The sequence below is a fragment of the Variovorax sp. YR750 genome, from assembly GCF_900109805.1.
GTDB classification, from domain to species: Bacteria; Pseudomonadota; Gammaproteobacteria; order Burkholderiales; family Burkholderiaceae_C; genus Variovorax; species Variovorax gossypii.
Genome location: NZ_FOBJ01000006.1, coordinates 65,640 through 88,209, shown reverse-complemented (window position 1 = coordinate 88,209; position 22,570 = coordinate 65,640). Strand labels below are relative to the sequence as shown.

General features: G+C 68.9%; 20 protein-coding genes. 6 read left to right on the top strand and 14 right to left on the bottom strand.

Annotation, left to right across the window (positions count from 1 at the left end; genetic code table 11):
- Nucleotides 1-32 precede the first annotated feature (32 nt).
- Nucleotides 33-839 carry a helix-turn-helix domain-containing protein gene (locus tag BMY35_RS14155; protein ID WP_093199862.1) on the bottom strand — a complete coding sequence of 269 codons (807 nt, stop codon included), beginning with the start codon at nt 837-839 and terminating at the stop codon, nt 33-35.
- Nucleotides 805-1,830: a LysR substrate-binding domain-containing protein gene (locus tag BMY35_RS14150; RefSeq protein ID WP_093199860.1), complete on the bottom strand. Its 1,026-nt coding sequence runs from the start codon at nt 1,828-1,830 to the stop codon at nt 805-807. Before BMY35_RS14150 ends, BMY35_RS14155 begins: the two co-directional genes overlap by 35 nt.
- 106 nt (nt 1,831-1,936) lie before the next feature.
- Here BMY35_RS14150 and BMY35_RS14145 point away from each other — a divergent pair, with 106 nt between their 5' ends.
- Complete coding sequence (locus BMY35_RS14145) at nt 1,937-3,241, top strand: MFS transporter (RefSeq protein WP_093199857.1); 1,305 nt, start codon at nt 1,937-1,939, stop codon at nt 3,239-3,241.
- Here BMY35_RS14145 and BMY35_RS14140 read toward each other — a convergent pair.
- Nucleotides 3,202-4,263, bottom strand: coding sequence for an adenosine deaminase (locus BMY35_RS14140; protein ID WP_093199856.1), 1,062 nt, complete (start codon nt 4,261-4,263; stop codon nt 3,202-3,204). The genes BMY35_RS14145 and BMY35_RS14140 overlap by 40 nt on opposite strands.
- 84 nt (nt 4,264-4,347) lie before the next feature.
- On the bottom strand, nt 4,348-5,151 hold the full coding sequence (locus tag BMY35_RS14135) for an IclR family transcriptional regulator (RefSeq protein ID WP_093199853.1): 804 nt from the start codon (nt 5,149-5,151) through the stop codon (nt 4,348-4,350).
- A gap of 205 nt (nt 5,152-5,356) precedes the next feature.
- Here BMY35_RS14135 and BMY35_RS14130 point away from each other — a divergent pair, with 205 nt between their 5' ends.
- The 5 genes from BMY35_RS14130 (at nt 5,357) to BMY35_RS14110 (ending at nt 9,327) form a co-directional block, all read left to right on the top strand.
- Nucleotides 5,357-6,124 carry an ABC transporter substrate-binding protein gene (locus BMY35_RS14130; protein WP_093199851.1) on the top strand — a complete coding sequence of 256 codons (768 nt, stop codon included), beginning with the start codon at nt 5,357-5,359 and terminating at the stop codon, nt 6,122-6,124.
- A 14-nt stretch (nt 6,125-6,138) separates the two neighbouring features.
- The gene (gene ehuD, locus BMY35_RS14125; protein WP_093199848.1) at nt 6,139-6,810 is read left to right on the top strand and encodes an ectoine/hydroxyectoine ABC transporter permease subunit EhuD; all 672 of its coding nucleotides are present in this window, start codon (nt 6,139-6,141) and stop codon (nt 6,808-6,810) included.
- A complete protein-coding gene (locus BMY35_RS14120; protein WP_093199846.1) occupies nt 6,807-7,568 on the top strand; it encodes an amino acid ABC transporter ATP-binding protein in 762 nt (253 codons plus the stop codon). The genes ehuD and BMY35_RS14120 overlap by 4 nt, the downstream gene beginning before the upstream one ends.
- Entirely contained in the window at nt 7,565-8,845 is a 1,281-nt protein-coding gene (locus tag BMY35_RS14115) for an NAD(P)/FAD-dependent oxidoreductase (protein WP_093199844.1), read from the top strand. Before BMY35_RS14120 ends, BMY35_RS14115 begins: the two co-directional genes overlap by 4 nt.
- Before the next feature lie 89 nt (nt 8,846-8,934).
- Nucleotides 8,935-9,327 carry a nuclear transport factor 2 family protein gene (locus BMY35_RS14110; protein WP_093199842.1) on the top strand — a complete coding sequence of 131 codons (393 nt, stop codon included), beginning with the start codon at nt 8,935-8,937 and terminating at the stop codon, nt 9,325-9,327.
- Nucleotides 9,328-9,458: 131 nt separating this feature from the next.
- Here BMY35_RS14110 and BMY35_RS14105 read toward each other — a convergent pair whose 3' ends face one another.
- The 10 genes from BMY35_RS14105 to BMY35_RS14060 all read right to left on the bottom strand — a co-directional run bounded on the left by BMY35_RS14105 (nt 9,459) and on the right by BMY35_RS14060 (nt 22,570).
- Complete coding sequence (locus BMY35_RS14105) at nt 9,459-9,830, bottom strand: hypothetical protein (RefSeq protein WP_256228403.1); 372 nt, start codon at nt 9,828-9,830, stop codon at nt 9,459-9,461.
- Between the two features lie 132 nt (nt 9,831-9,962).
- Complete coding sequence (locus BMY35_RS14100; protein ID WP_256228401.1) at nt 9,963-10,619, bottom strand: hypothetical protein; 657 nt, start codon at nt 10,617-10,619, stop codon at nt 9,963-9,965.
- Nucleotides 10,620-10,718: 99 nt separating this feature from the next.
- A complete protein-coding gene (locus BMY35_RS14095) occupies nt 10,719-11,657 on the bottom strand; it encodes an FHA domain-containing protein (RefSeq protein ID WP_093199835.1) in 939 nt (312 codons plus the stop codon).
- A 21-nt stretch (nt 11,658-11,678) separates the two neighbouring features.
- A complete protein-coding gene (locus BMY35_RS14090; protein WP_256228398.1) occupies nt 11,679-13,892 on the bottom strand; it encodes a TOMM precursor leader peptide-binding protein in 2,214 nt (737 codons plus the stop codon).
- Entirely contained in the window at nt 13,876-14,691 is an 816-nt protein-coding gene (locus BMY35_RS14085; protein WP_371287171.1) for a class I SAM-dependent methyltransferase, read from the bottom strand. Before BMY35_RS14085 ends, BMY35_RS14090 begins: the two co-directional genes overlap by 17 nt.
- Nucleotides 14,692-14,776: 85 nt before the next feature.
- Nucleotides 14,777-15,559, bottom strand: a complete 783-nt coding sequence (locus BMY35_RS14080; protein WP_093199827.1) for a BMA_0021/BMA_0022 family TOMM bacteriocin — start codon at nt 15,557-15,559, stop codon at nt 14,777-14,779.
- Between the two features lie 18 nt (nt 15,560-15,577).
- Nucleotides 15,578-19,615: a TOMM system kinase/cyclase fusion protein gene (locus BMY35_RS14075; protein WP_093199825.1), complete on the bottom strand. Its 4,038-nt coding sequence runs from the start codon at nt 19,613-19,615 to the stop codon at nt 15,578-15,580.
- Nucleotides 19,616-19,831: 216 nt separating this feature from the next.
- Nucleotides 19,832-20,335 (bottom strand): hypothetical protein, encoded by a 504-nt coding sequence (locus BMY35_RS14070; protein ID WP_093199823.1) that lies wholly within the window; start codon nt 20,333-20,335, stop codon nt 19,832-19,834.
- 92 nt (nt 20,336-20,427) lie between these two features.
- Nucleotides 20,428-21,600, bottom strand: coding sequence for a BMP family ABC transporter substrate-binding protein (locus BMY35_RS14065; RefSeq protein WP_093199820.1), 1,173 nt, complete (start codon nt 21,598-21,600; stop codon nt 20,428-20,430).
- 49 nt (nt 21,601-21,649) lie between these two features.
- A complete protein-coding gene (locus BMY35_RS14060) occupies nt 21,650-22,570 on the bottom strand; it encodes an ABC transporter permease (protein ID WP_093199818.1) in 921 nt (306 codons plus the stop codon).

Genomic DNA, 22,570 nt, shown 5'->3' with positions numbered 1-22,570 from the left:
CTTCAGGCTTTCTTAAGGTGTTTCAGGCGACCTCAGTGCAGCGGCGCGTTCTGGCCCCAGGCGTGCGACGCATGCTCGTCCGCCGTCACGCGCACGCGGCTCGCGAGGAACGACGGCGGCAGGCCGAAGTAGCGCTGGAAGGTGCGGCTCATGTGCGCCGCGTCGGTGAAGCCGCTGATCAGCGCCACGTCGGTCAGCGAACGCTGCCCGGTGAACTGCTGCACCGTGCGGCGCACCTTGGTCCACAGCGCATAGCGCTTGACCGACACGCCCACCTGCTCGGCGAACAGATGCGTGAGGCGGTCGGGCGAGAGGCAGGCCACGGCCGCGAGATCGCGCAGCGCGATCTGCCCCGCGTGCGCGCGGATGGACTGCAGCACGCGGTCGATACGCGGATCGAGCGGCACCGCGAGCTCGGCGCTCTCGGTGATGGCCTCGACCATCTTCGCGCTGAGCGCCTGCAGCCGCTCGCTGGGCAGCACGCCATGCTGCGCCGGCTCGAACTCGTCGCGCAACCCGCCGAAGCGGCGCGCGTCGATGGGCTGGATGCCGTGGCCGCCCATGCGCCTGGCGAGCATGCGGTAGGCGCTCGAGGCGGGGTCGAGGTTCAGCGAAAGCAGCCCGCAGCCGTCGACGTCGAGCCGCCGCGACACATGCGGCGCCACCAGCGCGGCGGTGCAGTGCACGCGCGTGCCGTCGACCGCCTCGAGCATGAAGGGATGCCCGCTGACGGATGCCAGCAGCGTGGCCGACGAGCGGGCCGTCAGGCCCGACTGGATGGCCGGTGTGATGTAGAGGAACCTGTCATCCCACAGGTGCAGGAAGTTTTGCGTTGCCATGCCGTATCACTTTTGTTCTTGTCTCCAGCGGCGGATTCTCACGCATCGGCAGGCCGGCAGGTTGCACCTGCCGGCGAACGGCCTCCAGCAGCAGCGCGGCCAGGCGGCTCGCGGGTGCTTCCGGATGGGCCTGCGCGCGATACAGCACGAGCGATATCTGCGGCAGCGCCGGCAGCGACAGCACCGAGCGGTCGAGAACGCTCACGTGCGAAGGCAGGCCGAAGGGCGTGCGCACCGTGAGGCCCAGCCCGGCCGAAGCGGCGGCCCACAGCGCCGACAGGCTGGCGCTGCCGAAGGCGCGGCGCCAGGGCACGCCCGCACGGTCGAGCGCGGCGATGACGATCTCGCGCAGCGGGCACGGCGCGTCGAGCATGATGAGCGGCAGCGGCTCCTTGCTCCTGACCTGGCGCGCGGCGCCGCGATGCTCGCGCTCCGTCCACCACGGTGCATCGACGCGCTCGGGCACCCTCGGGCCGATCCACAGCAGCGGCATGCGCGCCACGCGCTCGGCATACGGCGACAGAGGCTGGTCGCCCGCGTCCCACGCCAATGCCAGGTCGAGCTGGCCGAGCTCGAGCCGCTCGCGCAGCTCCGCGCTGCGTGCCACGCAGGCCTCGATGCGCACCTTCGGATGCGCGCGCGCGAAGCGGCCGAGAACGGCGGGCAGCAGCGTCTCGCCGAAGTCTTCCTGCAGCCCTAGCCGCACCGCCCCTTGCAGGTCGACACCGCGCATGGCGGCGCTGGCCTCGTCGTTGAGCTCGAGCAGGCGATGCGCGTACGCCAAAAGCGTCTCGCCGGCATCTGTGAGCTCCAGCCCCCGGCCGGCCTTGCGGAACAGCGCGGTGCCGGCCTGCGATTCGAGCTTCTTCAGCTGCGCGCTCACCGCGGAGGTCGAGCGGCCCAGCTTGTCGGCGGCGCGCGCGAAGCTGCCGAGCGCGACGCCGGTGGAGAAGGTGCGCAGCACGTCGAGATCGAACATCACCTGGCTCATTTCGGGTCCTTACGGTGGTTACCTTGATCGTCCATATTTTCAGGACGGTTCGCGCATTATTTTCTGATTTTCAAAACCTTTGCAGCGGCGGAAACTGCGCCGCAACATGACGCAATCCCTCCCCTCCTCCTCTTCCTCGTTCTCGCCGCGCCACCGCTGGAAGGTGCTGGCGGCTGGCGTCGCCGCCAACGCGGCCTTCTCGGTGGCCTTCAGCGGCATCCCGATGACGGCCGTGCTGATGCGCACCGGCTACCAGCTCGACAACACCACGCTCGGGCTGGTGCTGGGCCTCATGGGCCTGGGCATCGCGGTGAGCGAACTGCCCTGGGGCCTGCTGACCGACCGCTGGGGCGACCGGCCGGTGCTGCTGACGGGCCTGGGCAGCACCGCCGTCGCGCTCGTTGCGATGGCGTTGTGGGCCGCACCCGATGGCGCGCACATTCCGGGGCTGGGCTTGCTGGGCGGCGGACTGCTGCTGGTCGGCCTGCTCGGCGGCAGCGTCAACGGCGCCAGCGGCCGTGCGGTGATGACGTGGTTCGATGCAGGCGAGCGCGGCCTGGCGATGAGCATCCGACAGACGGCCGTGCCGCTGGGCGGTGGCATCGGCGCGCTGGTGCTGCCCTTCGTCGCGCTGCACTTCGGCTTTGCCGCTCTCTACGGGCTGCTCGCGCTGCTGTGCACGCTGAGCGCGGCGATGAGCTGGGCGTGGGTGCACGAGCCGCCTATCGTTGCACACAGCAACAAGCCTGTGGAAGCAACAGCCATCCCCAAGACCGGCCCGCTGCGCGACGCCCGCGTGTGGCGCATCGTGGCCGGCATCGGCATCCTCTGCGCGCCGCAGTTCGCGGTGCTCTCCTTCGGCACGGTGTTCCTGCACGACTTCGGCCACGCGGGCCTCGCGACGATCACCGCGACGATGGTGTTCGTGCAGGTCGGCGCGATGGTCATGCGCGTGTGGAGCGGCCGCTGGACCGACCGCAACAGGAACCGGCCGGCCTACCTGCGCGTCTGCAGCGCGCTTACCGTGCTGCTGTTCGCGGGCCTCGCAGCGCTGGCGCTGGCCACCGGCACGCACGCCGCCGATTCAGCGGCGCTGCGCATCGCGCTGGTCGTGCTGCTGGGCGTGAGCGGCGTGTGCGTGTCGGCCTGGCACGGCGTGGCCTACACCGAGCTGGCCACGCTGGCGGGCGCGGCGCGTGCCGGCACCGCGCTGGGCATGGCGAACACCAGCGTTTTCCTGGTGTGCTTCGTCACGCCCTTTTCCATTCCGCACCTGCTGGCGCTGCAGGGCTGGCCGCTGGTGTGGCTGGCGGCCAGCGCCTGCGCGCTGGTGGCGATGCCGCTGCTGGTGGCGCGGCCCGCCGCGGCCGATCAGAAGCTCGCGAAGACGGCGTTGAGCCGGTCGGCGTAGGCGCGCTTGGCGGCCGCGTCGATGAAGCTGCCCTCGAAGCTGTTCGCCGCGAGCTGCCAGGCCTGCTGCACGCTCAGGCCCGTGGCCGAGAAGGTCTCGGTGAAGTTCTGGTTCATGTAGCCGCCGAAGTAGGCCGGATCGTCCGAGTTGACGGTGGCCACGAGCCCCGCGTCGAGCAGCGCGCCGAGGTTGTGCTTCGACAGGTCGGGGAACACGCAGAGCTTGAGGTTCGACAGCGGGCACACGGTGAGCGGAATGCGGTCCTGCGCGAGCCGCTTCATGAGCTCGGGGTCCTTGACGCTCTGCACGCCGTGGTCGACACGCTCGACCTTGAGCACGTCGAGCGCGCTCCACACGTAGGCCGGCGGACCCTCCTCGCCCGCGTGCGCGACGAGGTGGAAGCCCAGCTCGCGACAACGCGCGAACACGCGGGCGAACTTCTCGGGCGGATGGCCCACTTCGCTCGAGTCGAGCCCCACGCCGATGAACTTGTCGCGGTAGGGCAGCGCCTGCTCCAGCGTCTCGAAGGCATCTTCCTCGCTCAGGTGGCGCAGGAAGCACAGGATGAGCGCCGCGCTCACGCCCAGCTTCGCCTGCGCATCGGCGCACGCGCGGTGCAGGCCGTTGACCACCGTTTCCATCGAAACGCCGCGCGCGGTGTGCGTCTGCGGGTCGAAGAACATCTCGGTGCGCACCACGTTGTCGGCGGCGGCGCGCTCCAGGTAGGCCCAGGCCATGTCGTAGAAGTCCTGCTCCTTGAGCAGCACGCTGGCGCCGGCGTAGTAGATGTCGAGAAAGCTCTGCAGGTTGGTGAAGGCGTAGGCCTTGCGCAGTTCCTCGACGCTGGCGTAGGGAATGGCCACGCCGTTGCGCTGGGCCAGCGCGAAGATGAGCTCGGGTTCGAGCGAGCCCTCGATGTGCATGTGCAGCTCGGCCTTGGGCATGGCGCGCAGCAGCGCGGGCAGGCGGTCGGCTGCGATGCGGTCGAAGCTCTCGTCGTAGGTGGGGCGGAAATCGGTCATGGTGGGTGGGGCTGCTGCCGCGTTGTGATCCCGCAAAGCATAAAGCCAGCCACCGACCGCGCGATGCACGAAAGCGTATAGGCCTCAGTCGATGCTGCGCGCCGAACTGGTGAGCGAGCGCGCGCACAGCAGCAGCGTGGGTGCCAGCCTGCGCACGGCCTCCTCCATGGTCCAGCGGCTCGTCGGCGCCACCACGTGCACCGACGCCACCGGGCGGCCCTGGGCGCCCAGCACGGGCGCGGCGATGGTCATGTCGCCAAGGAACAGTTCTTCCGCATTGGTCGCGAAGCCCTGCTGGCGCGCCTCGCGCAGCGCCTCGAGGATCTCGTCCACGCCGGTGCGGGTGTGCATGGTGTGGGCCACTCGGTCGGACGCCTCGATGAGCGAGCGCGCCTCTTCCTCGGGCAGCGCGCTCAGGAAGGCGCGCCCGGAAGCGGTGCAGTACATGGGAATGCGGCTGCCGATGGGCATGTGCACCGGCACGAACTGCGCGCTGACGAAACGCGCCACGTAGACCATGTCGAGCCCATCGGGCTCGGTGAGGCAGGAGGTTTCCGTCGTCACCTTGGTCAGCTCCGACAGGAAGGGGTTGGCCACGTCGATCAGCGAATGGGCCGCGAGGTAATTGAAGCCGATCTCCATGACGCGCGGCGTGAGCTGGTAACGCCGCGTCTTCGGGTGCTTGCGCACGTAACCCAGCTTCTCGAGCGTGAAGACCATGCGCTGGGCCGAGCTCTTGGTGATGTCGGTGGCCTCGGCCACGTCGGCCAGCGTCATGGTGCGGCGCCGGGCGCTGAAGGCGCGCAGCACGGCCAGGCCCTTCTCCAGCGACTGGTTGAAAAGCAGGCTCTGGCTGTCTTCGGGGGCTGTGTCGGGTGTGGCGTCCATGGCGGTGGAGTATAGCTACAGTCCTCTGAAATATCGAATATCGATTCTTTAGATTCGACTAGTGGTTTTCATTTATTGATCAGAGATTCAAAAGAATCGAATATTGGCATGCATGTTGCATCGCGGATGCCGACTGTTTTTCGCTCACCTCCAACTTCGCTTTCCTTTTTCTTCAACCTTCCTTCTTCCTTCGAGGAGTGCTTCCATGAATCGCATCGTTCGCCGCCTTCATCGCCTGGCCCTGGGTCTTTGCATCGCCGGCGCCGCCTCGCTGGCGGCCGCGCAGGGCACCGCGCCGACCTACAACGTGGGCGCCACGGCCACCGGCGTGCCCTTCACCTTCCTCGACGTGAAGACCAACAGCATCCAGGGAATGATGGTCGACACCGTCACCGCCGTGGGCAAGGCGGGCGGCTTCGGCGTGAACGTGCAGCAGACGGTTTTCTCGGCGCTGATTCCCTCGCTCACGGCGCGCAAGATCGACATCGTCTCGGCCGCCATGCTCAAGACACCGGCGCGCCAGGAGGTGGTCGACTTCAGCGACCCGGTGTACTCGTACGGCGAGGGCCTGATCGTCAAGGCCGACGACGCGCGCGCGTACGTCTCGCTCGACGAGCTCAAGGGCGAGGTGGTGGGCGCGCAGGTCGGCACCGTGTTCCTCGACATGCTCAACAAGAAGGGCATCTTCAAGGAGGTGCGCAGCTACGACTCGGTGGCCGATATGACGCGCGACCTCTCGCTCGGACGCATCAAGGCCGGCCTCGGCGACCAGCCCATCATGGCCTACCAGATCCGCCAGAACACCTTCCCGGGCGTGAAGCTGGTCGACAGCTACAAGCCGGTGAACGTGGGCGACGTGTGCCTCGTGGTGCGCAAGGGCGACACCGAGACGCTGGCGCGCATCAACAAGGCGATCGCGTCGATCAAGGCCGACGGCACCCTGGCAAAGATCGTCCAGAAGTGGGGCATCTGAAGGCGCGCTGACCGATGGCTGCCCCCACCTTCCTCCAGCACGCGCAGGACTTCCTGCCGATCCTCCTGCAGGGCGCGGTGGTCACCGTGCAGGTGACCGTGCTCTCCTTCCTGCTGAGCAGCCTGCTCGGCCTGGCCCTGGCGCTGATGAAGCTCTCGCCGGTGCGCGCCCTGTCCTGGGCCGCCACGGTGGTCATCAACGTGATCCGCGGGCTGCCGATCATCGTGCAGCTCTTCTACATCTACTTCGTGCTGCCGGAGTTCGGCGTGCAGCTCACGGCCTTCCAGGCCGGCGTGATCGGCCTGGGCATCGCCTACTCTGCCTACCAGGCGGAGAACTTCCGCGCGGGCATCGAGGCGGTCGATCCGGGCCAGCGCGAGGCCGCGCAGGCCATGGGCATGCGCTCGGCGCTGATCATGCGGCGCGTGATATTGCCGCAGGCCTTCCGCATCGCGCTGCCGCCCTACGGCAACACGCTGGTGATGATGCTGAAGGACTCCTCGCTGGTCTCGACCATCACCGTGGCCGAGATGACGCGCGCCGGCCAACTCATCGCCTCGTCGACCTTCCAGAACATGACCGTCTACACATTGGTCGCCCTGCTCTACCTGCTCATGAGCCTGCCGCTGGTGTACGGCCTGCGCCGTCTCGAGAAGCGCTTCGCCGCCGGGAGGAAGCAGCCATGATCCACGTCGAGGGACTCGAAAAGCGCTTCGGCGCGCACCGCGTGCTGCAGGGCGTGAGCCTGCACGTGGACAAGGGCGAGGTGGTATGCCTGATCGGCCCTTCGGGCTCGGGCAAGTCGACCGTGCTTCGGTGCATCAACGCGCTGGAGTCGTACGAGGGCGGCGAGATCCGCGCCTTCGGCGAGCGCGTGGACCGCAACGCGCCGAACATCCACCGGCTGCGCAGCCGCATGGGCATGGTGTTCCAGCGCTTCAACCTGTTCCCGCACCGCACGGTGCTGGAGAACGTGATGGAAGGCCCGGTCTACGTGCTGCGCCAGAGCGCGGCGCAGGCGCGCGAGGAAGCTCTGGCGCTGCTGGCCAAGGTGGGCCTGGCCGAGAAGGCGCAGGCATACCCGGCGCAGCTCTCGGGCGGGCAGCAGCAGCGCGTGGCCATCGCTCGCGCCCTTGCGATGAAACCCGAGGCCATGCTGTTCGACGAGCCCACTTCGGCGCTCGACCCGGAACTGGTCGGCGACGTGCTCGGCGTGATGCGCGCGCTGGCCGACGAGGGCATGACCATGATCGTGGTCACGCACGAGATGGGCTTCGCGCGCGAGGTCGCCGATCGCGTGTGCTTCCTGCACAGCGGCAGCATCGTCGAGGAAGGCCCCGCCGCGCAGGTGCTGGGTGCGCCGCGCCAGGCTCGCACGCAAGACTTTTTGCGGCGCGTGCTGCATCCGTCCGGTGCCGTCGCTTCCGCGGAGGTGCGCGCATGAGCGTTCGCGCGCTGCCTCCTTCTCTCTGGGCCGATACCGCTCCCCCTGCCCCGCCGGCACCGCCGCTGGCCGAATCGCGCAAGGTCGACGTGCTGATCGTGGGCGGCGGCTTCACAGGCCTTTCGGCCGCGCTGCACCTGGCCGAGGCCGGCGTGCAGGCCTGCGTGCTGGAGGCGCACGAGCCCGGCTGGGGCGCCTCGGGGCGCAACGGCGGGCAGGTGAATCCTTCGCTCAAGCACGACCCCGACGACCTGGTCCGCATCTACGGCCCGGAGCGGGCCGAGCCCTTGATCGATGCGGTCTCGCGCTCGGCCGATCTCGTGTTCGAGCTGATCGCGCGCCATGGCATCGACTGCCAGCCGGTGCGCAACGGCTGGCTGCAGGTGGCCTATTCGCCGAAGGATGTCGCCGGCCTGCATGCGCGCGCCAGGCAATGGGCGAAGCTCGGCGTCCGCACGGAGCAGCTCGACCACGCCGCGGTCAGCGCACGACTCGGCACCGAGGCTTTCGCGGGCGGCTGGCTCGACGGCCGCGCCGGCAGCATCCAGCCGCTGGCCTACACGCGCGGGCTGGTGCGCGCTGCGCAGGCGGCGGGCGCGTCGGTGCACGGCGGCACCGAGGTCACGGCGCTGGAGCGCCGGGGCACGCACTGGCATGCGAGCACGTCGACCGGCGCGAGCGTCACGGCCGAGCAGGTGCTGATCGCCACCAACGGCTACACCGGCGCGCTGTGGCCGAAGCTGCAGCGCACCGTGCTGGCCGCCAACAGCTTCATCGTCGCGACCGAGCCGCTGAAAGGCGCCGCTGCCGACGCCATCCTGCCGGGTGGGGAAACCGCCTCGACCTCGCAACGCCTGCTGCTGTACTTCCGCAAGGACGCGCAGGGCCGGCTGCTGATGGGCGGACGCGGCCATTTCGCCGACCCGGCGGGGCCGGCCGATTTCGCGCACCTCGAGCGCTCGCTCGAACTGCTGTTTCCCCAGCTCGGGCCGCTGCGCTACGAATACCGCTGGGCCGGCCGCATCGCGGTCACGCGCGACTTCATGCCGCACGTGCACACGCCCGCGCCGGGCGTGACGGTGGCGCTGGGCTACAACGGGCGCGGCATCGCGCTGGCGACGAGCATGGGCAGGCACGTGGCGGCACGGATCGCGGACTCGCGGGACGACTTTCCCTATCCGGTTACTCCCATCCAGCCGATCCCGCTGCACGGCCTGCAGCGCTTCTACATCGCCGGCGGCGTGGCCTGGTACAGCCTGCTCGACCGGCTGGCCTGAAGAGTCGCCTAGGCGCGCGCGACGCCTTGCCATGCGGCGCGCGCGTGCGTCAAATGGCGGGCATCGACCACAACAGCTTCAGGAGACCCATGCCGATCGACACCCTCGCCACCTGGCACCGGCTCGTCAAGGAACGCGACGTGGCAGGGCTCGATGCCCTGCTCGACGACAACGCCGTCTTTCATTCGCCGGTGGTGCACACGCCCCAGGCCGGCAAGGGCATCACGAAGAAATACCTGGCGGCCGCCTTCCAGGTCTTCTTCAACGAGAGCTTCCGCTACGTGCGCGAGCTCCGGTCCGAACGCGACGCGGTGCTCGAATTCGCGCTCGAGCTGGATGGCATCCAGATCAACGGCGTCGACATGATGAAGTGGAGCGACGAGGGAAAGATCACCGAGTTCAAGGTGATGCTGCGCCCGCTGAAGGCGGTGAACCTGATCCACCAGAAGATGGGGGCGCAGCTGCAGGCAGCCGGCTCCTAGTCTCGCCCGGCTCTCCCGCACGCCCCCATTCGCGGGACACCGCGGAACCGGCTTCGCCGGGCCGCCGGTGTCGCCCCGGCAAGGGGTTGGCCCAGCGACACGAAGTGCGCGAAGCCTGGGGGAGAGCTTATTTATTCTGCGATTACCTGCAGCGTGCCCTGCACGCTGTACGCGCGCACGCACATGCGGGTCAGCTGCACGAGAAACTGGAACACGGCCGGCTCGCCCAGGCAGTCGGGCGTGATCGCCATGATGTCCTTGCGCAGCTCCATCAGCCGGTTGCCGGACATCGCCATCTCGGCGGAGGCGCCGTAGTAGTTCTTCCAGAAGTCCTGCAGCAGGCCGCGCTTGACCTCGTCGATCACGAGCGTGTAGCCGCGCTCCCAGACCGCTTCGGCCATGGGCAGGCAGTCGACGTCCGGGTCCTCCAGGCGCGCGCCCGGGGGCACCATGAACACGCGCCGCATCGCGACCCGTTCAACCGCGGCTTGCTGCGGGCGCATGGCCGGACTCCGCAAGTTCGCTGGCAACAACCGACGCGGCGCGAGAAATGGGGAAATGATGGTTTGCAGCATGGCGTGTTGATCTCATGGTCGTCGTCCTCAACGGAACCGGGAGGTGTGACAGCAGTAATCTCAGGCCGCGAGCAGTCGCAGGCGGCTCGCGTTCGAATGGGCCAGGCTCTCCGGCTGGTCCCAGGTGTCGTCCGCGTTCAGCGTCGTGGTCAGTGCGTAGACGCCGGGCGGGTAGCGCAGCTCCAGCGGGTTGTTGATCGAGCTCGCGTCGATCACGTCGCCTTCCTGGTAGTCCCCGTAGGCGAGGAAGTACTTCGGATGCGGCGCGATGACCAGGTTCTGGTTGGGACGCGCCTGCACCGCGTACACCGTGCTGCCTCCCATGGTCACGCCCACGGCGGCCGCCGACCGGGCCGGGATGCCCGCCGACTGCGCCAGATAGAAGCGCGACTGCTCGGGCCCCTGCGTGGCATTCATGAACCGGTAAGTGCGATTGCAGTCGAGCGTGATCTTGTTGTTAGGGCCGCTCGGCACGTAGGTTTCGGTGGGCGTGAACTGGGCGCCGGGCTGCAGCTCGCCGGTTTCGGCCCAGGAGAAGCCGGTGTCGACGCTCCACTGGAACTTGACGCGGGAGTTCGGGCCCGGGTTCGAGTACCTGACGAACCAGGCCAGCGACAGCGCGTTCGGCGCCAACTGCGTCGGGTCGTTCTGGAACACCATGAAGCAGCCCGGATGGCTCGCATGGTTGTTGACCGCGACGGAGTAGATCATTCCCATGGCAACTTCCCACAAGCAAGTGATTGACAGTCCGGGCCACGATGGCTCCGGAGTGCTGTCACTCTAGGGAGTGCAGGGGATGAACGGAATTACAGAAGATTACAGAGGTTGCGCCCCGCCACGTATCTCGAAAGGGTAGTTACCGAGGCGCACGTTGCCGCGGCGCCGCTCGACCAGCGGTGGCTCCGCCAAGTGCGGCGGCAGCGCATTCAGGATCTGGTGCTTGGCGCGAAAGATCTGGATGTTCACGTAGGAGGGCTCCACGCCCAGCATGCGCGACAGCTCGTCCAGCCCGATCCAGCCCTGGCTCTGCGGCGCGAGGCCTCTCTGGGCGTCCTTCTGGCGCAGGCGCGCCAGCGTGACGAGGGTGTAGTGATGGATGCGCTCGCCCAACGGCACCGACTTGCCCTCGGCCACCAGGTTCAGGCTCGTGTGCTCCTCGTTCTGGCTGACGTCGAAGTGCAGCGCCACGTCCGCCGCCGCCGGCGCCGGGGCGGCGATCGGGTTCTCGGAGGTGAAGGCCAGGTCGTCGCACAGCACGAACTCCCAGGTGCTGCCCGAGGTGCGGACCATGGCGCCGTCGCCCAGGTGCTCGATGCCGTCGATGTGCTCCAGCATCCACTTGCCGTCCTGAAAGTAGACGTTCGCCTCGGGCTGCTGGTCGTCCGGCAGCAGGTTCTCGCGCAGGCTCAGCGACACCATGGCGCCGGCGCCCTCGACGGGAAAGAGGCAGGTGGCCGGCGGAGCCAGGTCGTCCGCGATCCAGACCGACTCGTCGCCCACGCCCATGCGGATCTCGGCGCCCGCGGACAGCGCGGTCCAACGGCCGCTGGCGAGGCGCTCGCCGTTCATCGTGGTGCCGTTGCGGCTCTGGTCGACGATTTCCCAGGTGTGCCTGTTCCAGCGCACGAGCGCGTGGACCTGAGACACGTCCGGCGCCTGCAGCACCGTCTGGCACACCGAGGCGCGGCGACCGAAGGCATGCACCGGCCGCAGCACGGTGGGTCGCCGGTCGAGCTTGTTCCTGAAGATGGCCATCTTTTCTTCTCCTTCGCGATATCAGACGTAAAGCGCCTGCGGATTCAGGTCGGCTTCACGCACCGGAGTGTCGCGCCATCCAAGGTCGACCGGCACGCGGTACAGGCGCGGATTGCCAAGCTCCGGCCAGATATGGCAAAGCCCCGGCACCACCACCTTCACCGTGCACAGGGGCACGTCGGGGCGGGTGTGGTCCAGGACGATGGTTTCCAGGCCGAGCGAGGCGGCGATGCTCACGCACCGGCGGATCTCGGCGGCGATGTCCGCCCTCTCCCCAGGCGCGGCAGACTCGACTGTCGCGGCTCCGGCCATGCCCGCCGGCATGAGGAAGGCCGGCGGCGCGCCCTCCTCCGCGCCTTCGTCGGCCTGGACCGCAAGAGTCTTGCCGGCCGCGATCAGCTGGCTCATTTCGGTGAGCGCGCGCTCGCAGGCCAGCGAGCGATCGGGGCTGCAGCCGAAGCCGATGGCCCAGGCGCCCGTGTCGAGGTGCCGGCCGACGGCGACCACCACCGGAATGCCGAAGTCGTGCGTGATGTCGAGCACCCAGCGCTCCCAGCGCGGGCCGCAGGTGCGTTCGATGCGCTGCCGGATCTCGTCCGGCAGGCCGCCAAGGTCGACCGCCGGCCTGGGCACCCGGCCGTACCACCAGACGGCGGCGGCGTCGCGCTCCACCAACTCCAGGAAGCCCTGGAGGATGGCTTCCTCGCGCGTGTTACCCGCTGCGCAGCCGTTCGAAGTCCAACTCACGTGGAACTGGCTTTGCGCCGGCGCGTTGGCGAAGCAGAAGGACAGCGGCAGGTAGCGGCGCTCATCGGCCGTCAGCGACCAGGCCGGGGTCCACCAGGAAGGCAGCTGTTGCTGCTGCCGGGCGGCGGACGGGGCCACTGCGTGCGGCGGCTTGCGGATATCGAACCCGGCGCGCTGCCGCTCGCTGAAGACGGCCAGCGCCTGCGGCTCGATGCAGCGCGCGTCGAGTTCCGACGCAGGCGCGATCACCCACGCCTCGTCACCCTGGAAGAAGGCGGCATGCCGCTCGGCCGCCTCGCACAGCGCGCTGGCGCGGGACTGGGCCATCGACATGCCCTTGCCCAGGCACACCTGGGTCAGCACGCCGGGAAGCTCGTCGTCGCCGGTCGGCGGCGTCCTGGAGATCTCGCTGCGATACACCGTCAGCGCGCCCTCGGCCTCCGCATTGAGCGGCACGATGCGCGCGATCACGCCGCTCAGCGGGCTGACGTGGCGCATGAGCCGCTCCACCGTGACCGGGGCCGGCACCGTGCGCCAGCCGCCGTCGTGGCTGGCGGTGGGCAGGCCCGGCGCCAGCACGACGCGCTCGCGCTGCCGCCGCGCGACCATCCCCGGCGTTCCGCAGTGCGGGCATTGCGGACGGGTGGCTACGGGGTGCGGCTGCGGCGAGTCGAGCACCTCCACCTGCGCCCCGTCCGCCTGGGCGACGATGCGCAGCGCGGCGGGCAGCAGCCGGTCGAGCCGCTCGCCGACCAGCCCGGCATCTGCCCGTACCGGGAGTCCGATGTCGGGGCTGCCGTGCCGAGCCTGCCACCAGGCGCGCGCCGGCCGGTTCCTGAGCCAGCGGTGCGCGAGGCAATGCCAGCACGGGCCGGGCTGCGCCGCGCCCGGCCTGAAGACGGGGCCGGCCATCGCCTGCTCGCCCGTCGGCTTGACCAGCAGCCAGGCGCGACCGGAGGCGCGCTGCTGCGCGTCGATGGTGCCGAGCCTGGGGTCGAGGTAGTCGTCGCAGAACACGAGCGTGAGGCCGGTGCCGCCGGGCAGCCCTTGCGACAGGGCCAGTCCCCAGCGGCTCGCCGCCTCGCCGCTCACCGCGCCCGACAGCACGACGACATCCACGTCGCCGGAGAGCGCCATGCGCGCATGCTCCTTCGAATAATCGGGCACGAAATGGAAGTCGGCACCGTCCGTCGCCGCGGGCCGCACGAGCCCCTGGCGCGCCAGTGCCTCCAGCGCATGCAGCATCTGCGCGAGGGGCGCGGCCGCCCCCTCGGCACGGCAATGCGCCGCGAGGCTGGTGCCTTCGCGCAGCACGCGCTCGACGGCCATCACGCCCGGCGAGCCGAGCACCAGCAGGTCGTTCTCGCTCGCCAGCAGCACGCGGTCCCGCAGCACCACGGGCGGCAGGAACCTGTCGTGCCAGCGGAAGACGTCGCCGAAGAAATCGGGCGGGGCGCCCTTGCCCGGGCCCTCACTCATCGCCTTCATTGCCTTCATCGCCTTCGTCGTCTTCGTCGTCTTGCGAGCCCAGTCCGAGGCGCACCACGCCGTAGGGCCAAGCCCCCGTCGTGGCCCGGAACGCCGCTTCGAACAGGCTGTGGCGTTCCGAGAACTGCGCGTAGATGTGGTCTTCGGACAGCACCCGCATCGACGGATGCAGGCCGGCGATCTGCGCCGCGTTCTCGAAGCCCGACACCACCGGCAGCCGCATGCCGCCCACGGCCATGGACTGGCGCGCGAGCACCGGATGGACGTGGTCGAGCACGAGGACGCACGGGGTCTTCGCATGCTCGAAGCGCCCGGCGAGGCTGCGCAGCAGGGCCTCCAGCGGGGCCTGCGGCAGGTAGGGGCACACGCCCTCCAGCATCGCGAGCACCGGGCGTTCGCCGGGCAGGCCGGCGACGTCGAGCCAGCTCGGGTCGAGCACCGAGCATGCAAGCTCGCTCTCGCCTTCGGCGCGTGCGATGTGGCGCTGCCGCAGCTCGACGGCATCCGGCAGATCAATGTCGAGCCAGCTCGAGCGCGCCACCAGGGAGGCGTCGAGACGGCTGCGCCGCGTGCAGAGGCCGGCGCCCAGCGAGATGCACAGGGCGTCCGGATGGGCGGAAAGGAATTCGGCCGCGAAACGGTCGAACAAGGCGGCGCGCAGGACGATGCTCCTGACGAAGGCCTCGTCCGCCGCGTAGCCCGAGATGTCGAAAGGCAGCGACGCCGCGATGCGCCGCGCCTCGGGATCGGAAAACACCGAAGCATCGGCCACGCTGCCCGAACGGGCGCGCGCGGCCAGGGTCAGCAGGAGCGTGGCCGTCGCGCCCTGCAGCGCGCTGCCCGCCCCTGCTTCTTCAGCCGGCCCCTGGTGGCCGGCCGCGGACTCAGCAGGTGAACGGATAGGCGTCGCCCGTGTTGTTGTACGAGGTCAGCGCGATCGGACGCAGGTTCTCTTCCACCGGCGCGGTCGGGTAGTTGAGGACGATGCTGTTCTTGATCAGCGTGCCGTTGGCGTTCTTCAGGTTCCATGCACCCGTGGCTGCATCCCAGGTGAAGGCCGAATTGGTCGTGAACAGGATCTTGAAGTTGAACGGGTTGTTGTAGCCCAGCCATTGGCTGATCACGGGCGCCTTGTCGGCATCGGGGTTGCGCGTGAGGTCGAAAAGGAACTCGGGCGACTGCCATGCGAGTGCGATCGCGCGCAGCACCACGCCGCCGAAGGCCAGCAGCGAACCATCGCCGCCGCCGGGAATGCCCAGGCCGGTGGGCAGCGCGCCACCCAGGAGGCCGGAGGGCGGCCCGAAGCCGGCGGCGGGGCCCATGAAGTTCGGGAACAGCTGGTAGTAGGCGGCCAGCGCTTCCGTGGCAAGCGAGGACGGCGCCTGCGGCAGCACGATGACGAAGGAATCGTCGGGGCCGACCCAACCGGCCGTCAGCATCGGCTTCCATTCGGCGCGCTGGTCCGGATCGGGGCTCTGGAAGAGCTTCACGTCGAGCATCGGCCACTGCGTCGGCAGGGCGAAGTCCTCGTGCAGCAGCGGCTGGATGTCCTGCGCGTCGAGCAAGGTGCGACGGTAGGCGTCGTCCTGCCACGATTTGGCAATGGCCCGCAGGTAGGCAAGGCGGAATTCGAGCAACGGTTCGCCGGCTTGGCTTTGAAAGGTCATGGTGACTTCATCCTTGGTTCAAGAAGAAATTGGCGCATGCATGGGCATGCGCGCGGGCAATTCCGGCCGCAGCGCGGCCAGATCCTTCAGGCGCGCGGCAACGTCGGGCGCGGCGGAATCCGCCAGTGCCTGCAACGCCGCCAGGGCCTCGTATTCGGTTCTGTGCTTGGCGCCTTCGCGCGCCACTTCGGCAGCCTTCGCGAAGCACGCGGCCACGGCATCGCGATCACCGCCGGCTGCCTGCAGGTAGCGGGCCTTCTGCAGGTGCAGCTCGGAGCGGTAGAGCCCTTCCTTGAGCTCGTCGGTCAGGCGCAGGGATTCGTCGATGCGCGCGAGCGCCTCGTTCCAGCGGCCGTTGGCGGCCAGCGTGTCGGCGGCGAAGGCGCGGTAGTAGGTCTGGCAATAGCGGCAGCCCATGCCCCACAGCGCCTGGATCCAGCCGTCGGCCTGCGCGATGCTGTCGACGTCGCCGGTGGCCCAGCAGCGGATGATTTCCGCGTAGCCCTGGAACGCCGGCAGGCCGTAGCGCTGCGTGATGCCCAGCAGCTCGCCCGTGCTCACCAGCGCGCGCGCCTTGTCGTTGCGGGCCTGGTGGCCCAGGCTCTGGTACAGCAGCGCCATGCTCAGCGACGGGATGTGCGACATCTCGCGGGCCCAGCGCACGGAGTTCGTCGCGTCGGCGCGCGCGGCCGCGTCGTGGCCGGCGAACCAGCGCACCAGGGCGCGCCCGGTGGTCGCCCACACGCGCGTGTCGAAGCCGAAGTCGGCGGCGTGGTGCGCGTGGGCCTCGGGGTTGTAGCCCTCGATGGCGTCGCTCAGCGACTGCTCGGCGCGCTCGAAGTAGCCGTCGGAATAGTGCGCGAGCCCGAGGTAGGTCTGCGCCGCGACGAACACGCCCTGGTCCTGCTGCTGCGTGGCGTGGTCGAGCAGCCGGTTGCTCAGCTGCTGCACCTCGGCGCGGTTGCTCGCCACGTGGTGGAAGGTGATCAGCGTCCACAGGTGCTGCACCTGCTTCTCGCGGGGCACCTCGTCGGACAGCAGCTCCTGCGACAGCGCGATGCGATCGACCACCTGCGCGTGCGCCCAGCCGTACTTGTTCATCATCGCCTGCGTGACGTAGCTGTTCACGTCGAGCCGCGCCTCGCGCTGCGCCTCGCCTTCCAGGTGCGCCATCCAGCCGTCGATGTGCTGGGCGTAGGAAATCGTTTCGTCGTTGAGCGAGCGGTGCTGCGTGATGCGCAGCTGCCGCACCGCCAGCGCCACGGCCTGCGCATGCTCGCCCGCGTCGGCCCAGTGCTGGGCCACGCTGCCCGGCTCGCTCGCCACGTGCTGCGGCTGGCTGTCCATCAGCGTCTGCGCGACGTTGCGATGAAGCTGCCGGCGCTGCGCGACCAGCATGCTTTCGTAGGCGGTGTCGCGAATCAGCGCGTGGCGGAAGATGAAGCTGCCCGGCAGGCCGGCCGGCGCGACGAGGCCGGCGTCGAGCAGCACGGCCATGTCCCTGTCCATCGTCTCGGCGGTCTTGCCGGAGCAGGCGCACAGCAGCTCGGCCTCGAACTGGCGCCCGATGGTGGCCGCCAGCTGCAGCAGGCCCTTGACGGGGCCCAGCCGGTCGAAGCGGCTCACCAGAGAGTCCCGCAGCGTGACCGGAATGGCGGCCGGCTGCGCGGTGTCCTTGAAGACCCAGACGTGGTCCTTCTCGACCAGGTAGGCGTCGAGCATCATGCGCGCCATTTCCTGGATGAACAGCGGCACGCCGTCGGTGCGCGCGACCACGTTGTCGATGACCTGCGGCGCGACGACCCTGGGCGCCAGCGCCTGGCGCGCCAGCTCGGCGGCCTGGGTGTCTTCGAGCCGCCGCACCTCGATGCATTCGGCCTGCACGGCGTCGGGCTTCACCCACTCGGGGCGGGCGGTCAGCACCAGCAGCACGCGCCGCTGCGGCAGCTGCGCGATCAGCTGCTCGACGAACTCGATGGTCGTGGGGTCGGCCCAGTGCACGTCTTCAAGCAGCAGCAGGAGCGGCGCCGACTCGGCCATGTGCAGCAGCCACTGCGCGGTGGACTGCAGCAGCAGCGCCTTCTGCATCGGCGGCGACATCTGGCTCGGCGCGCGGTCGCCCAGCGGGAGCGAAAGCCACGCGCAGAAGATCGGCAGCACCGCCTCGCCGTCGCAGCCGGCGGCGTGCAGGGCTTCGCGCAGGTACTCGCGCCGCGCATCGGGCGAGGCGGCATCGGGGGCTGCGTCGAGTCGCTGGCGCAGCAGCGCGAGGAACGGCGTCAGCGCGTTGTTCTGGTTCTCGGGCTGGCACTGCGCAATGACGGTCTGCAGGCCTTCCTTCGCGACCTGATCGCGCAGCACGTCGGCGAGGCACGACTTGCCGATGCCCGGCTCGCCGCGGATCCACACCGCGCCGCCTTGGCCCTCGCGGGCCTGGGCCCAGGCCGAGCGCAGCTGCTGCAGCTCGGGCTCGCGCCCGATGCAGGCCTTGTGCAGCGCCTGCTCGGCAAATCCGTCGGATGCCGGTGCCTGCTGTTCGCCGCCGAGGCGGTAGGTCTGGACACCACCGGACTGCCCCGGCAGCGTGACGGTGCCGGCCTTGTCGAAGCGCGCGTGGCGGCTCAGCAGGCGGTAGCTGCTTTCGCTCGCGAGCAGCGTGCCGGTGTCGGCCACGCCTTCGAGCCGCACCGCGACGTTGACGGCATGGCCCGACGGGATCTCGCCAGCGGCGACGATCGCCATGCCGGTGTGCATGCCCATGCGGATACCGAGGTGCACGCCGTGCTCCTGCTCGATGGCGGCCGAGCGCTGGCGGCTCAGCGCGATCAGCTCCATGGCCGTCCTGCCGGCCTGCCGCGCGTCGGTGTCGCTGGCGTGCGGATAGCCGAAGAGCACGATCATCCGGTCGCCCAGCGTGCCCGCGAGCAGGCCGCCGCGGCGCGTGGCGGTCTCGGAGAACAGCGCCAGCTCGTTGCGCTGGAGCAGCTCGAGGTTCTCGATGTCGGAAGGCAAGGCGTCGTCGGCGCTCTCGTCGTCGGCCGCGTCGGGCCACACCGAGACGCTGCAGCACAGCACGGTGAGCTGGCGCTTCTCGGAGAAGCCGCGCGTGGTGATGACGGTCTGCGCCAGTGCGTCGTCCTGAGCCTGCTTGGCCGAGCGCAGCACGCCGACGAGGTCGTCCAGCCGCAGGCGGCCGAGTTCGGCCAGCAGCGTGGCCGCCGAATCGCAACGGTCGGCGGCCTTCTTCCTCAGGGCCTGGCGCAGCACGGAAGCCACCGGATGGCCGGCGATCTCGGCGGGCAGCTGCACCTCCTGCGGGCTCAGCTGCTGGTGAAGGATCTCAGCCGCCGACGCACCGCGGATGGCGGGCGCACCAGTGAGGCACTCGATGAACATCAGGCCCCACGCGTAGAGGTCGGACTTCACGCCGGGCGGCTCGCCGCGCAGCTGCTCGGGCGCGCTGTAGGCCGGCGTGCCCAGGGCCTCGTCGGTCATCGTGAGCGTGGGGAACTCGTCGCCCCTGTTCGAGGGAATGACGGTGCCGATGCCGAAGTCGAGCACCTTCGCGTGCGGGACTGCGCCGGTGAACGTGACCATCACGTTGTCGGGCTTCAGGTCGCGGTGCACGATGCCCGCGCTGTGCGCGCAGTCCAGCGCGTCGAGCACCTCGGCCATCAGGTGGCCGGTTTCGGTGGCCGTCAGCGAGCCCTTGCGGCGGATCAGGCTGGTGAGCGTTTCTCCCGGCACGTATTCGAAGACGCCGTAGACGCTGGGGCCCTGCTCGCCCTTGTCGAGCAATTGCACGATGTGCGGGTGGTGCAGCGAGGCGCAGAGCTTGGTCTCGCGATGGAAGCGCGCCACGCGCTGGCTGCCGACCTGCAGCTTCACGACCTTGATCGCGACCACTGTGCCCGTGCTCTTCTGCAGCGCGCGATACACGGTGCCGTAGCCGCCCGCGCCCAACTCCTCCAGCAATTCGTAGCCCGGGATCTCCAGCGAATCGGACAAGTTCGGCTGCGACGCCGCGTGCGTGGGATTGGTGACTGCGTCCTGCATTTCAGTCTCGTCGTGATGGAGCGTTGATGGTCCTCCGGGACTTGCCTCGGGCTGCGTTCCGCCCTGCGACGGTACGCAATAGTGACACTAATTGTTACTTTAGCGGAGGCTGAGAGGTTTCAGGTAGGTAACCCCTTAAAAAAAGAAAACCCGCAACACGTGCGGGCTGTTAGAACTTTTCGGTGTATATGCGCAGCGATACAGGCGGCGCGCCGGTCACGGGCGACGGCGCACCCTCTGCGCCCGGCACTGTTTTTCGAGGGGCCCGTCCTCCGAACCGGCGTCGAGGCCAGCGTAAACACCGCAGGGCCAGACGAGGCCCCCGTAGAGGCTGTCGAGATACCAGTAGGGAGGTTCGCTGGCACAGATGTCGATGTGCCTGACTTTCCATGCAGCCGCGGATTTCTTCAGGACCACCCACAGCATCTTGTCCAGGGCCGGATGGCATTGCCCGGCCTTCTCCCAATCGGGCGAGCCGCCCGACGGCGAGACCAGTTCGCCGACCAGCACTGCCCAGCCGGTATCCACGTTCAGGACATCGACCTTGATCTTCACGGGCTGCCCGGCATCGCGCGCCGCCACCGGGCGCGCCGCGTCGAGTATCGAGCGCCGCTCGGCGGCATCCATTCCCCATGCCGCGCCAGCCATGCCGGCCGCGATAAGCAGCGCGCCGAGACGCGCCGCGCACCGTCGAAAGAAACCGCCCACTGCAGAAGCCATTTTTTCCTTCCCTCCCATTCCTTCGGGCAAAAAAAAGCCATCACGGCGTTACCCATGATGGCCCGGGGCGCAGAGCGCCCTGTCCGTTGCGATTACTTTTTGTCGCCGCCCGGCACCTTGCCTTCCACGCCCTTGACGTAGAAGTTCACGCCCGAGAGGAACTTGTCGTCGGCCACCGCGTCCTTGGCGACCACTTCCTTGCCGTCCTGGCCGAGGATCGGGCCCTTCCAGATCACGAAGCTGCCGTCCTTCAGGCCCTTCTTCACTTCCTCGACCTTGGCCTTGGTTTCGGCCGGCACGTCTTCGGCGATGGAGACGAGGTCGATCGCGCCTTCCTTCACGCCCCACCAAGCCTGGCCGGTGGCCCACTTGCCGTCCAGGGCTTCCTGGGTGGCCTTGATGTAGTACGGAGCCCAGTTGATGGTGGCCGAGGCCAGGTGGGCCTTGGGACCGTAGGCGGTCATGTCGGAGTCCCAGCCGAAGGCGCGCTTGCCCTTTTCCTGCGCGGTCTTGAGCACGGCCGGCGAGTCGGTGTTCTGGAACAGCACGTCGGCGCCGCCGTTGATGAGGGCGGTAGCTGCCTCGGTTTCCTTCGGCGGGCTGAACCACTCGTTCACCCAAACGACCTTGGTCGTGATCTTCGGGTTCACCGACTGCGCGCCCAGCGTGAAGCTGTTGATGTTGCGCAGCACTTCGGGGATCGGCACCGAGCCGACCACGCCCAGCGTGTTGCTCTTGGTCATGGAGCCGGCAATGATGCCGGCCATGTACGCGCCCTCGTACGTGCGGCTGTCGTAGGTGCGCATGTTGTCCGAGGTCTTGTAGCCGGTGGCGTGCTCGAACTTCACTTCCTTGTTGTCGGCCGCGACCTTCAGCATGGGCTCCATGTAGCCGAAGGTGGTGCCGAAGATCAGCTTGTTGCCCTGGCCGACCATGTCGCGGAACACGCGCTCTGCGTCGGCGCCCTCGGGCACGCTCTCGACGAAGGTTGTCTTGATCTTGTCGCCGAATTCCTTCTCGAGCGCCTTGCGTGCGTTGTCGTGCGCGAAGGTCCAGCCGCCGTCGCCAACCGGGCCGACGTATGCGAATGCGATGTTCAGCGGCGCTGCCGGGGCCGGAGCCGCAGCGGCGGGTGCCGGGGCCGGCGCGGGTGCCGCGGCCGGTGCTGCCGCTTCTTCTTTCTTGCCGCAGCCGATCAGGGCCGCCGAAGCGACCGCCGTGAGGGCGGCCAGCTTGAGCAGGGAGCGCTTGTTCAGATCATTCATTGTCGGAAATCCTCAAAAGGACAGGTTGGCGGGAAAACGAAAAACGCGATTATGAGCCGGGGTAGAACGGTTTCCCGATGGAAGCCGGCATGTTGGCGCGGATGAACGCGGGGTTGCGCGAGATCAGCGCCAGCACCACGATCGGCGCGATGTACTGCAGCATGCTGAGGAACTGCGCCGGCACGTCGACGCCGCTGCTCTGCAGGTGGAAGCCCAGCATCGACACCCCGCCGAACAGGTAGGCCCCCAGCAGCACGCGCACCGGCCGCCAGGTGGCGAAGGTGGTGAGCGCCAGCGCGATCCAGCCGCGGCCGGCCACCATGCCCTCGACCCACAGCGGCGTGTAGACGGTCGAGAGATACGCGCCCGCCAGCCCGCACAGCGCGCCGCCCGCGATCACCGCCATGAAGCGGATGCGCCGCACCGGATAGCCCAGCGCATGCGCCGACTCGGGCGACTCGCCCACCGAGCGCAGCACCAGGCCGGCGCGCGTGCGGTAGAGAAACCAGATCAGCGCGAAAGTCAGCACCACCGCGAAATACACCATCGGGTGATGGCGGAACAGCGCCGGCCCGACCAGCGGAAGGTCGCCCAGGACGGGAATGGCATACGAGGCGCTTTCCGGCAGCTTTGCCTGCACGAAGCTGATGCCGGCGAAGGCCGAGAAGCCCACGCCGAAGAGGCTCAGCGCGAGGCCGGTCGCGTACTGGTTGGTGTTGAGCCAGATCACCAGCACGCCAAAGAAAGCCGCGAGCAGCGCGCCCGCCGCCATGCCGGCGAGAAAGCCCAGCCAGGGGTTGTGCGTGACGACGACCGTCGCGAAGCCCGCGATGGCGGCGCACAGCATCATGCCCTCGGCGCCGAGGTTGACGATGCCGGCCTTCTCGTTGATGAGCAGGCCCAGCGCCGCGATGGCGAGCACGGTGCCCGCGCTCAGGGTCGAGCCCAGCAGGAGTGCGTAGCTTTCCAT